The sequence below is a fragment of the Phenylobacterium sp. genome, from assembly GCF_031425575.1.
GTDB lineage: Bacteria > Pseudomonadota > Alphaproteobacteria > Caulobacterales > Caulobacteraceae > Phenylobacterium.
This window is the reverse complement of record NZ_JANPJP010000300.1, coordinates 1-11,291: the sequence shown is the minus strand read 5'-3', so window position 1 is coordinate 11,291 and position 11,291 is coordinate 1. Positions and strand designations below refer to the sequence as shown.

13 protein-coding genes and 1 pseudogene are annotated in these 11,291 nt (G+C 68.7%); 7 read left to right on the top strand and 7 right to left on the bottom strand.

The window, feature by feature from the left end; genetic code table 11:
* Positions 1-359: pseudogene (locus tag RMO97_RS16845) on the bottom strand (cobaltochelatase subunit CobS); the annotation flags it as partial.
* A gap of 100 nt (positions 360-459) precedes the next feature.
* Here RMO97_RS16845 and RMO97_RS16840 point away from each other — a divergent pair.
* Positions 460-1,332: a TauD/TfdA family dioxygenase gene (locus RMO97_RS16840; protein WP_310542176.1), complete on the top strand. Its 873-nt coding sequence runs from the start codon at positions 460-462 to the stop codon at positions 1,330-1,332.
* Positions 1,333-1,341: 9 nt separating this feature from the next.
* On the opposite strand, the gene RMO97_RS16835 is transcribed toward RMO97_RS16840, so the two are convergent.
* Positions 1,342-1,995, bottom strand: coding sequence for a J domain-containing protein (locus RMO97_RS16835; RefSeq protein ID WP_310542175.1), 654 nt, complete (start codon positions 1,993-1,995; stop codon positions 1,342-1,344).
* A 52-nt stretch (positions 1,996-2,047) separates the two neighbouring features.
* Between RMO97_RS16835 and RMO97_RS16830 the strand changes: the two genes are divergently transcribed.
* Genes RMO97_RS16830 through RMO97_RS16815 form a run of 4 tightly spaced genes read left to right on the top strand, consistent with a single transcriptional unit; the run spans position 2,048 to position 6,094 of the window.
* Positions 2,048-2,320, top strand: a complete 273-nt coding sequence (locus tag RMO97_RS16830) for a BolA family protein (protein WP_310542174.1) — start codon at positions 2,048-2,050, stop codon at positions 2,318-2,320.
* A gap of 56 nt (positions 2,321-2,376) precedes the next feature.
* Complete coding sequence (locus RMO97_RS16825) at positions 2,377-2,883, top strand: 2Fe-2S iron-sulfur cluster-binding protein (RefSeq protein ID WP_304774480.1); 507 nt, start codon at positions 2,377-2,379, stop codon at positions 2,881-2,883.
* Entirely contained in the window at positions 2,880-3,833 is a 954-nt protein-coding gene (locus RMO97_RS16820; RefSeq protein ID WP_310542173.1) for a xanthine dehydrogenase family protein subunit M, read from the top strand. The genes RMO97_RS16825 and RMO97_RS16820 overlap by 4 nt, the downstream gene beginning before the upstream one ends.
* Complete coding sequence (locus RMO97_RS16815) at positions 3,830-6,094, top strand: xanthine dehydrogenase family protein molybdopterin-binding subunit (RefSeq protein ID WP_310542172.1); 2,265 nt, start codon at positions 3,830-3,832, stop codon at positions 6,092-6,094. The genes RMO97_RS16820 and RMO97_RS16815 overlap by 4 nt, the downstream gene beginning before the upstream one ends.
* A 17-nt stretch (positions 6,095-6,111) precedes the next feature.
* On the opposite strand, the gene RMO97_RS16810 is transcribed toward RMO97_RS16815, so the two are convergent.
* The 5 genes from RMO97_RS16810 to RMO97_RS16790 form a co-directional block, all read right to left on the bottom strand.
* Positions 6,112-6,261 carry a hypothetical protein gene (locus RMO97_RS16810; protein WP_304774486.1) on the bottom strand — a complete coding sequence of 50 codons (150 nt, stop codon included), beginning with the start codon at positions 6,259-6,261 and terminating at the stop codon, positions 6,112-6,114.
* Between the two features lie 3 nt (positions 6,262-6,264).
* On the bottom strand, positions 6,265-6,639 hold the full coding sequence (locus RMO97_RS16805) for a response regulator (RefSeq protein ID WP_310542171.1): 375 nt from the start codon (positions 6,637-6,639) through the stop codon (positions 6,265-6,267).
* 172 nt (positions 6,640-6,811) lie between these two features.
* Positions 6,812-8,113, bottom strand: a complete 1,302-nt coding sequence (locus RMO97_RS16800; protein WP_310542170.1) for an HlyC/CorC family transporter — start codon at positions 8,111-8,113, stop codon at positions 6,812-6,814.
* Positions 8,110-9,225 (bottom strand): 3-dehydroquinate synthase, encoded by a 1,116-nt coding sequence (gene aroB, locus RMO97_RS16795; protein WP_409035332.1) that lies wholly within the window; start codon positions 9,223-9,225, stop codon positions 8,110-8,112. The genes RMO97_RS16800 and aroB overlap by 4 nt, the downstream gene beginning before the upstream one ends.
* Positions 9,222-9,779: a shikimate kinase gene (locus tag RMO97_RS16790; protein ID WP_310542169.1), complete on the bottom strand. Its 558-nt coding sequence runs from the start codon at positions 9,777-9,779 to the stop codon at positions 9,222-9,224. Before RMO97_RS16790 ends, aroB begins: the two co-directional genes overlap by 4 nt.
* A gap of 68 nt (positions 9,780-9,847) precedes the next feature.
* Here RMO97_RS16790 and RMO97_RS16785 point away from each other — a divergent pair, with 68 nt between their 5' ends.
* Complete coding sequence (locus RMO97_RS16785; RefSeq protein WP_310542168.1) at positions 9,848-11,158, top strand: hypothetical protein; 1,311 nt, start codon at positions 9,848-9,850, stop codon at positions 11,156-11,158.
* Positions 11,155-11,291, top strand: a 137-nt coding sequence (locus RMO97_RS16780; RefSeq protein WP_310542177.1) for a site-specific integrase, incomplete at its 3' end; no start/stop codon positions are given. The genes RMO97_RS16785 and RMO97_RS16780, both read left to right, overlap by 4 nt.

The following is an 11,291-nucleotide window of genomic DNA, read 5'->3' as shown; positions in this document are numbered from 1 at the left end:
TTCAGGACGATGGCGTCCTTGCCCACCAGGTCGATGCGGCTGACGTGGCTGTCCAGGTTCACCCGGATCAGCGGCCAGTTGAGGCGCGCGGCCACCTGCTCGATGTGGGTCGACTTGCCCGTGCCGTGATAGCCCTGAACCATCACCCGGCGGTCGAAGGCGAATCCGGCGCAGATCGCCCGGGTGGTCTCCGGATCGAACTTGTAGGACGGATCGAGGTCCGGCACGTGACTGTCGCGCTCGCTGAACGCGGGCACGGTCATGTCGATATCCACCGCGAAGGCCTCGCGGACGGAAACCTTCTTGTCCGGGACCAGGGTGAGGAGCTTGTCGTCTTGATTTTCAGCGAACGAGGTCATGGTCCGGTTCGATTACAGGCTTACGCATGCGAAGCAAACGTGTGTTTGATGGGGGTAGTCCCTGCGACCCATACCGGAATGACGAAGGGAGCGTCCACCCATGTTGAAGCAAGCCACGCGGTCCTATCGCGCGATCCAGGTCTTCGCATCCGAAGAAGGCTTCGGCGCCGAGATCGTCGGCGTCGATCTTTCCCGGCCGCTTTCCCCAGAGGCCCGCGAGGAAATCCGCGCCGCCTGGGTCCGCCATTCGGTGGTGAGCTTCCCCGACCAGCCGCTGAGCCTGGATGAGCTGGAAGCCTTCACCCTGCAGATGGGAAAGTTCGGCGTCGACCCATTCATCGCCCCCATGCCCGGCCACCCCAACGTCCTGGAGCTGCGCCGCGAGCCGGACGAGAAGGCGACGAACTTCGGCGCCGGCTGGCATTCCGACTGGAGCTTCCAGGAGAAACCCCCCGCCGCCACCCTGCTGCATTCCAAGGTGACGCCGCCCGTGGGGGGCGACACCCTCTTCGCCGACTGCGCCAGCGCCTATGACGCCCTGTCGCCGGCCATGAAGGCGATGCTGGCCCCGATGAAGGCGGTCCACTCCGCCGGCCGCGCCTATGGGACCAAGGGCGTCTTCGCCCGCGAGACCGAGAAGCGGACCATGGCGATCATCGTCTCCGAGGAGGCCGACCAGAGCCTGACCCATCCCCTGGTCCGCACCCACCCGGTCACCGGCCGCAAGGCGCTGTTCGTCAGCCCGGTTTACACGGTCGGTATCGAGGGCTTCGAGGCCAAGGAGGCCCAGGCCATCCTGGGCTACCTGTTCGGTCACATCACCCAGGACAAGTTCATCTACCGCCACAAGTGGCGGCCCAACATGCTGCTGATGTGGGATAACCGCTGCACGGTCCACCTGGCCGAGGGCGGCTATGATGGTCACCTGCGCCTGATGCATCGCACCACGGTGGCAGGCGACAAGCCGGTCTGAACCGCGCCCCTAGGCCATCTTGGCCTTGCGCAGCTGCTGGTAGGCCTTGATGACCCGCTGCAGCTTGTGCTCGGCTGAGCGGTCTCCGCCGTTACTGTCCGGGTGGGTGCGCTTCACCAGCTCGATATAGCGGGCGCGAATGGCCGGGCCATCGGCGTTCTCGTCCAGGTCGAGGTCGGCGAGCGCGTTGCGCTCCAGCTTGCCGAGGCGTCGCGCCTCCGGCGCATTGGCCGGCCGGGCCCCGCCATTGCCGCTGCCAAACAGGTTGAACGGATCGCGGTAGCCCTTGCCCTGGCCAAAGCCGTGGGCGGCCGCGGCGGCCTCGCGAGAGAAGCGGCCGGCCTTGAAGTCCCAGGTCGGGCGGTCGCCCTGGGCGCTCTGGGCCTGGCGCTGCTTGATCTCGCCCTCGCTCATGCCAGCGAAGAAGTTCCAGTTGCGATTATATTCCGCGGCGTGCGGCTGGCAGAACCAGTAGTGCTCGTTGAGCATGTCGCGGGATTTCGGCGCACGCGCGCTCCCGGCCAGCCGGCACCCCGGATGGTCACAAGCCCGTTCCCCGGGCTTGAGCGCATAGACGTCGTCGGTCTGCGCGGCCTCCCCGGGGGTCGGCGGGCGCACCCGGATATCGACGAACTTAGGCTTGTATTGAAACGCGCCGGCCATGACCCAAGTATGAAGCGGTCTGAGACCCTTTCAAGAATTGAAGATAATCCAAATGGGCGCCATATTTGAGGCCATCCAACACAAGCTCACCGAAGCGTTCTCGCCCACCCGCCTGGAAATCGAAGACGATTCCGCCCGCCATGCGGGACATGCGGGCGCCAGCGCCTCCGGCGAGAGCCATTTTAACGTTATTATTCAAGCCCAGGCCTTCGAAGGCGCCCCAAAGGTGGCGCGGCAACGGATGGTCTACCGGACATTGGCCGAAGAGCTGGCAGGCCCCCTGCATGCGCTTTCGGTGAAAGCCCTCGCTCCCGGCGAGGACTAACCTGACTTTCGAATAGGCGCCGCTGACCAAGGCGGCCCCGCGCTGGGGAGGCGTGCTTGAAGACGACCATCACCGTAAATGGGCAAGCGAGATCGCTTGACCTCGACACCCGCACCAGCCTGCTCGACGCCCTGCGTGAGCACCTGAACCTCAAGGGCTCCAAGAAGGGCTGTGACCACGGGCAGTGCGGCGCCTGCACCGTGCTGGTGAACGGGGTGCGGATCAATTCCTGCCTCAGCCTGGCTGTCATGCACGACGGCGACGAGGTCACCACCATCGAGGGCATCGGCGGGGAGGAGAACCTCCACCCGATGCAGCAGGCCTTCCTGGAGCAAGACGCCTTCCAGTGCGGCTACTGCACCCCCGGCCAAATCTGCTCGGCGGTGGGCATGCTGAAGGAGGCCGCCGAGAACTGGCCCAGCCAGGCCAGCGAGGACCTGACCGGCGCCATAGCCCTCACCGACGCCGAGATCCGCGAGCGGATGAGCGGAAACATCTGCCGCTGCTCGGCCTATCCCCAGATCATCGCGGCCATCCGCGACGTCGCGGGAGAGGTCGCATGAGGCCCTTCACCTACGAGCGTCCCACCGACGTCGCCGCCGCCGTGAAGGCCGTGGCGGGGACGCCCGGCGCCAAGTTCCTGGCCGGCGGCACCAATCTGCTGGACCTGATGAAGCTCGACATCGAGCAGCCGACCCACCTGGTGGACGTCAACCGCTTGCCGCTGGCCGGCATCGAGGACACAGCCGAGGGCGGACTGCGCATCGGGGCGATGGTGACCAACAGCCACCTGGCCGCCGACGCTCGGGTCCGCACCCGCTATTCGGTCCTGACCCAGGCCATCGTCTCGGGTGGTTCGGGCCAGCTTCGCAACAAGGCGACCGCCGGCGGCAACCTGCTGCAACGGACCCGCTGCGCCTATTTCTATGACCCCTCCAAGCCCTGCAACAAGCGCCACCCGGGCTCGGGTTGCAGCGCCATCGACGGGCTAAACCGCAACAGCGCCATCTTCGGCGCCAGCGACGCCTGTATCGCCACCCATCCCTCCGACATGGCCGTGGCCCTGACGGCCCTGGGCGCGAGCTTGGAGACCATGACCGCCGACGGCGCCACCCGCACCCTTGCGGTGGCCGACCTGCACCGCCTGCCCGGCGACACCCCGCATATCGAGACCAACCTGGCGGCCGGTGAACTGATCACCGCCGTCGTCCTTCCCGCGGCTCCGGTTGGCGGGCAGGTCTATCGCAAGGCTCGCGATCGGGCCTCCTACGCCGGTGGCCTGGCCAGCGTCGCGGTGGTGGGCGGCCAGGTCGCTTTCGGGGCCGTGGCCCACAAGCCCTGGCGCGCGGAGAAGACCGAGGCGGCGCTCGCATCCGGCGCCAGCGCGGTGGAGGCCGCCCACGCCGAACTGGCGGGGGCGCAGGACAACGGCAAGAACGGCTTCAAGATCGCCCTGGTGGCCCGCATGACCGCGGACGCCCTGGCGCAGGCCAGTGAAGGGAGAGGCGCATGAGCTCGGTGAAGGATTGGGCGGCCCCGAACCCCGTCACGGAGAACCGCAGTGGGATCATCGGTAAGGGGGTCGAACGCTACGAAGGCAAGCTGAAGGTCACCGGCACGGCGGCCTATGCCTATGAGGTCGAGCCGCCCTCGGCGCCAGCCTATGGCTACCTGCTGGCCGCCACCATCGCCAAGGGTCGGATCACCGCCATCGACATCAGCGCCGCCGAGGCCTCGCCGGGCGTGAAGCTGGTCTGGACCTACCTCAACGTGCCCAAACAGGCGCGGCGGGGCGAGCGGATCAACCCCCGCAGCCAGCGGGCCGCCAACCCGGCCCTAGCCGGCGATCGCGTCGAGTTCTTCGGCCAGCCGGTGGCCTTCGTCGCCGCCGACACCTGGGAAAACGCGCGGGCCGCCGCAAACCTCATCCAGGTGAGCTATGCCGCAGAGCCTGCCGTCCTGGACTTCCGCGCCAGCCTCGACCTGGCGGAGATGCCGCACGGCGAGGAAGACGTCCAGATCGGCGACTTCGAGGGTGCCTTCGCCAAGGCCCCCGCCCAGATCGACGAGACCTATTTCAGCCCGCTGCAGAACCACGTGCAGATGGAGCCCTGCGCCACCACCGCCTGGTGGGAGGGCGACAAGGTCACCGTCCACACCTCGATCCAGATGGTGAAGGGCGGCCAGCACGCCCTGGCCGAGACCCTCGCCATCCCCTCGGAGAAGGTCCACCTGCTGACCCGCTATATCGGCGGTGGTTTCGGCGGCAAGGGCCAAGCCTATGACGATCTGACCCTGGCGGCGCTCGGCGCCCGCGCCCTGGGACAGCCGGTGAAGCTTGCCTACACCCGCCAGCAGATGTTCCAGGCGACCATCCACCGGCCCGCCGTCAGCATGCGCGTGCGGCTGGGGGCCGAGCCCGACGGCCGGCTGAACGCCTTCGCCGTGGAAGCCGTCACCCACTGCGCCCGCAGCGCGTCCTTCGTGGAGCACGCGGCCAACTTCTCCCGCAACCTCTACGCCGCGCCCAACCGTCTCACCGGCCACCGGCTGGTGAAGATGGACATTCCCCACGCCGGCCCCATGCGGGCGCCAGGCGAGGCCTCCGGCATGCTCAGCCTGGAATGCGCCATGGACGAACTGGCGGAGAAGCTGGGGATCGATCCCATCGAACTGCGCCTGCGCAACGAGCCGGATGTCGATCCGGAGACCGGCAAGCCCTTCTCCATCCGCCAGCTGACGGAATGCCTGAACACCGGCGCCCAGCGCTTTGGCTGGAGCCGGCGCAATGCCAAGCCTGGCCAGGTCCGCGATGGCCGCTGGCTGGTGGGAATGGGCATGGCCGCCGCCATCCGCGGCAACTTCCTGCTGCCCGCCAAGGCGGGGGTCCGCATCGATGGGACCGGTATCATCACCCTGCGCCAGGGCATGACCGACATCGGCACCGGCACCTATACGATCCTCGCCCAGATCACCGCCGAGACCATGGGCGTGACCATGGACCAGGTGAAGATCGAGCTGGGGGATTCGGAATTCCCCCCGGCGCCCGGCTCGGGCGGCCAGTTCGGCGCGGCCACCGCCGGTTCGGCAGCCTTCGAGGCCAATATGAACCTGCGTCGCGCCCTGGCCGAGCTCGCCATCGGGGACCCGAACTCGCCGCTCTACGGCGGCGACCCCACCTATGTCACCTTCGGCAATGGCAACATCGCCATTGAGAACCGCTCGGAAAGCCTGGCCACCTTAGTCAGCCGCGCCGCGCCCGACGGGGTCTATGTGGAGGGCACCATCAGTCCGGCCGCCGACGCCCGCGACTATTCCCAGCACACCTACGGCGGCCACTTCGCCGAGGTGGGCGTCGACACGGTCACCGGCGAAGTGCGGATGCGCAGGATGTTCGGGGTGTTCGCCGCCGGCCGCATCCTCAACGCCAAGACCGCCAAGAGCCAGGTGACGGGCGGCATGATCTGGGGCGTCGGTACGGCCCTGACCGAGGGCAACGTCGTGGACAACCGCTACGGGTCCTTCATCAACCAGGACATGGCCGGCTACCTCGTGCCCAGCCACGCCGACATTGTCGACCTGGACGCCATCTTCTTGGAGGAGGCTGACGACAAGGCCAATCCGATGGGGATCAAGGGCGTGGGCGAGCTGGGCATCTGCGGGGCCGGGGCGGCGGTGGCCAACGCCATCTACAACGCCTGCGGCGTGCGCCTGCGCGACTTCCCCATGACCCCGGATAAGGTTCTGGAAGGCCTGATGGCCAAGGGCCTTTAGGCCGACAGTCTAGGCGGTCACTTGTTTCGTTTGAGATAGGTGACCGCCAGGGCGGCGGCGCAGCCCAGGAACAGGATGCCGGCGATCACCCTCACGGCGTCGATCAGGAAGCCCGCGACCGCCGCGGCCACCATGACCGCGAGGAAGATGCCGGCCCAACGCGCCACGGCCTAGCCGACCTTGGCGCGCAGTTCGCCCAAGATGCGGGCGAGGTCGGTCTCCCGGAACGGCTTCTGCAGGACCAGCGATCCTTTGTCGACATCGCGCAGGCCGGCGTCGCCATAGCCGGTGGCGAAGGCGAAGGGCGCGCCCTTGGCCCGCAGAATGTCGGCGAGCGGGAAGATCGGCTGGCCGCCAAGGTTCACGTCCAGCACGGCGCAGTCGATCTGTTCGCCCTCGGCCAGGGCGATGGCCTCGTCCAGTCGCGCGGCCGGGCCGACGACGATGCAGCCGAGATCGGTGAGCATGTCTTCGATCAGCATCGAGACCATCATCTCGTCTTCAACAACCAGGACCCGTAGGCCGGCGAGATCGGGGGCGCTCATTGCCAGGGCTCCAGCAGGTTCATGAGCCTATCCATAGGCGCCACAGACTCGGCTGACTATAGCCAAGTCGCACGCGAACCGCCGCGTCCACACTGCTCATCACTGCGCCCGGTCCCCTCGCTCCGCGATTCGCTAAAACCCCTGACGGATCTTTCGGTTCCATTGTCGGAGTTTAAGGTTCAGAAGCCGACGTGTTGGCGTCGAGAGGCGCCGATACCCGCAGGGTGGTGATCTGGTTGCGGACCCGCTTGACCACCTGAAACCGGTGACGATGGAAGATGAAGGTCTGGCCGATCTTCGGGATGGTCTGGGCCTCGTGGATCACCAGACCGGCCACTGTGACCGCGTCGTCGTCTGGCATATCCCAGTCCATGGCGCGGTTCAGGTCGCGGATAGTCACCGAGCCGTCCACCACCACCGAGCCGTCGGCCTGTTTGCGCACCCCCTGGATGGCGCTGTCGTGCTCGTCGTCGATCTCGCCAACGATCTCCTCGAGGATGTCCTCCAGGGTCACCAGGCCCTGCAGGGCCCCGTACTCGTCCACCACCAGGGCGAAGTGGCTCTGGCGCTTCAGGAAGGCGTTGAGCTGGTCCTTGAGGTTGGTGGTGTCGGGGATGAACCACGGCTCGCGCAGGATGTCGTCGATGGCCAGCTTGTCGATCTTGCCGCCGGAATTGGCCAGGGCCTGCAAAAGGTCCTTGGCGTGCAGGACGCCGACGATGTTCTCGGCGTCGCCGCGATAGAGGGGCACGCGGGTGTGGGCGCTCTCCAGCATGGCGGTCACCACCTCGGCCGGCGACAGATCGGCGTCGATCATGGAGATCGACATGCGGTGAACCATCACCTCGCTGACGTCCATGTCCGAGAGGTCGAGCACCCCGCCCAGCATGCGGCGATCGCGTTCCTCCACCAGCCCCTCGGAGTGGTGGTACTCCACCGCCCCGCGGATCTCCTCATGGGCGGCCAGGACATCGGTCTCCATGGAAAGCTTGATACCGAAGGGCCGCAGGGTCTGGCGCACCACCCACTGGGCGCCGTTGGCCAGGGGGCCGAAGATGCGCACCACCCAGTAGGTGGGGATCGACAGGGCGCGGGCCACGTCGTCGGCGCGGGCGATGGCCAGGGACTTGGGCAGGATCTCGCTGAAGATGACGATCAGCACCGTCATGATTCCGGTGGCGATCAGGGCCCCCAGCGCGCCTGGGAAGGCCGCCGAGAGAGCGAGCGTCGTCAGGGCCGAGGCGCCGATGTTGATGACGTTGTTGGAGAGCAGGATGGCCCCGATCATCTTCTCCTGATCGGCCATCATGATGTTGATGCGCCGGGCCGCGCGGTCGCCTTCGCGCTCAAGCTGGTGCATCCGGCCGCGGCTGGCCGCCGTCATCGAGGTCTCCGCCGCGGAGATCAGCCCTGACAGGCTGAGCAGGGCGACGAGGATGGGGGCGAGACCCGCGAGGATCGCGATGACGCTCACGGTCGAGCTCCTTCAGACACCAGGAAATCGCGCACGGCCTGGGCGCTCACGTCCTTGGCGACGAAGGCGTCGCCCAGCGCGCGGGCCAGGATGAAGGTCAGCTTGCCGCCCTCCGCCTTCTTGTCCTGGCCCATATGGCGAACCAGGGCTTCGGCGGCGAAGGGGGTGCTCGCCACGGCGTCCATTCGGGTGGGCAGGCCGGCGGCGGCGATGGCGGCCTCGGCGCGCACCGCGTCCTGGGCTGAGCAAAGGCCCTGTGAGGCGGAGAAGCGGAAGGCGATGGCGGAGCCGGCGGCCACGGCCTCGCCGTGCAGCAGGGCCTCACCGTAGCCGGTCTCGGCCTCCAGGGCGTGGCCGAAGGTGTGGCCAAGATTGAGCAGGGCGCGTCGGCCCGCCTCCTTCTCGTCCTCAATGACGATCTCCGCCTTCATCTCCACCGAGCGCGCGACGGCGTGGGAGAGGGCGGCAGGTTCGCGGGCGAGAACGGCGGCGGCGTTGGCCTCCAGCCATTCGAAGAAGGTGAAGTCGCCCAGCAGGCCATACTTGATCACCTCGGCGTAGCCCGCCCGCATGTCGCGGTCGGTGAGGGTCGAGAGCACATCCAGGTCGGCCAGGACCAGGCGCGGCTGATGGAAGGCGCCCACCAGGTTCTTGCCGCGCGGCGTGTCGATGGCGGTCTTGCCGCCGACCGAGGAGTCCACCTGGGCCAGCAGGGTGGTGGGGATCTGCACGAAGTCGATGCCGCGCTTGTAGATGGCCGCGGCGAAGCCGGCGAGATCGCCCACCACGCCGCCGCCGAAGGCCACGATCAGGTCGCCCCGGTCCAGCTCCAGGGCCAGCAGGCGGTCGGAAAGGTCGGCCAGGCCGTGGAAGCTCTTGGTCTGTTCGCCCGGCGGCACGACGATGGCCGGGCAGGTGATGCCCACGCCCGCGAGCGCCGCCGTCAGGCGGGCCCCGTGCAGGGCCCAGACGGTCTCGTCGCTGACGATGGCGACGCGCCGGTTCTTCAGGAAGGGCGCGATCCGGGTTCCCGCCTCGTCCAGCAGCCCCCGCCCGATCACCACCTCGTAGGAACGGTCGCCCAGGCCGACAGGGACGATGCGCAGGCTCACTGGGGAGGTTCCTCGGTCTTGGCGAGATGGGCCAGCAGGGCCTGGATCACCTGGTCGACGGTGACGTGGTGGGCGGCGTCGCCGGTCTCCACCATGACGTCGGCCAGTTCATAGATGGGATAGCGTTGAGCGGCCTGCTCCTGCAGGACGCTCATGGGATCGCGGCCGGCGATGAGCGGGCGGTTGTCCTTGCGTGAGACCCGCCGGGCCAGGACCTCAAGGTCGGCCTTGAGCCAGACCGAGAGCGAGCGCGCCTTGATGAGGGCCCGGGTCTCGTCGTTCATGAAGGCCCCGCCGCCGGTGGCCAGCACGTGCGGCGGCTCGTCCAGCAGCCGGGCGATCACCCGACGCTCGCCCTCGCGGAAGGCGGGCTCCCCCAGATCGGCGAAGATGTCGGGAATGGAGCGGCCCGCGGCGGCCTCCACCTCGGAGTCGGCGTCGCGGAACGGCAGTTCCAGAGCGTTGGCCAGACGGCGGCCCACGCTGGATTTGCCGACCCCCATCAGGCCGACGAGGGTGATGGTGCGGGCGCGTAGCGGTTTGTAACGGTCCATGAACGGCGCAGGTCTACATCAGGGCGACCCCCCACGCCAATGCCCGCGCGGTGAGTTAGGATAGGACCATGTCCGGTCGAAGCATTTCCCTGGCGGTCCTGACCGTCCTCGCCCTCTCCGCCCCGGCCCTTGCGCAGGAGGTCCAGGTCGCGCCCCTGGCGGCGCCCGACTTCTTCTCGACCGGCGCGCGGGAGACCGGCCTGACCGGCGAGCTCTGGCGCGGCGCGTCGGGCCAGACGGCCCGCACGGTGCTGCCGCTGCTGGCCGCCAGGCCGCTCTCCCCGGCGGCGCAAGCCCTGGCGCGCCGGCTCCTGGCCACGGGCGGCTCCGGCCCGGAAGGCGCGGGGCAGGACGCCGGCGTGGCGGGGGCTCGCATCAGCGCCCTGATCGCCCAGGGGGGCGTGAAGGACGCCGCCGCCATTCTCGCGCGCACCGCGGGTCTGGAACAGAACCCGGTCCTGGCTCAGGCCGGCGCTGAAGCGGCCCTGCTGTCTGGCGACGCGGAGGGCGCCTGCGCGATTTCCGACCGCCTCGTGGCGGGGCGGGAAGATGTCTACTGGCTCCGTCTTCGAGCCTACTGCCAGCTCAAGTCCGGCAATTCCGGCGCGGCCCAGCTCACCTTCGACCTGGCCCAGGCCCAGAACCGCGACCCGGTCTATGGCCGGCTGATGGGCGCCAAGCTGGCGGGTGTCGGCGATCCAGGCGAACCCTCCCTGCGCAACGGCCTCGACCTCGCCATGACCCGGGACCTGGGTCTCGCCGTGACCGGCCTCTCCGCCCCCGCCGTCGCCGCGGCCCTGGCCGCCCGTCCCTCGGGCTCGGCGACCTGGACCATCGAGGGCGGTCCCGGTCCCGTGAAGGCAGCCATGGCGGCCCTGGCCGCTGGCGATCTCGGCATGGCCCAGACCCTGCGCGCCAGCCTCACCTCCGACACCATTCCCGGCGCCACCATCACAGACCTCGCCCTGCTGGACGCCATGCTGGCCGCCGCCTCGGGCAAGGCCGATCCCCAGACCTTGGACCGCCTGATCGAACGCGGCGCCGCCGCCGACGCCAAGACCCGGGCCCGCGCGCAGCAGGGGGCGCTAATCCTGGCGGCCTTGGGCGGCTCGATGAGCCCCCAGGCCCGCGGCCAGTTCGCGGGCTTTACGGCGGGCGAGACCAAGGCGCCGGCGGCCCGCGCCTTCGCCCTCGACGCCGCCGGAGTGGAAAAGCTCCAGGGCGAGGCCGCCTTGCTGGCCCTGTGGATTTCCGCCGACGCGGGACCCGCCGGGCCCGCCGCCGGAGACCGGGCGAGGATCATTCGGGCGCTCAGGGCCGCAGGTCTTGAGGACGACGCCCGCGCCTTCGCTGTCGAAGGCCTGCTGGCGGTCCGATGAGCGCCTCGTCGGGCTGGGCCGAGGCCTTCCTGGAGATGATGACCGTCGAGCGGGCGGCGGCCAAGAACACCATCACCGCCTATGGCAAGGACCTGGCCGACGCCTCCGGCTACCTCGCCGGCCGAGGCCGGGA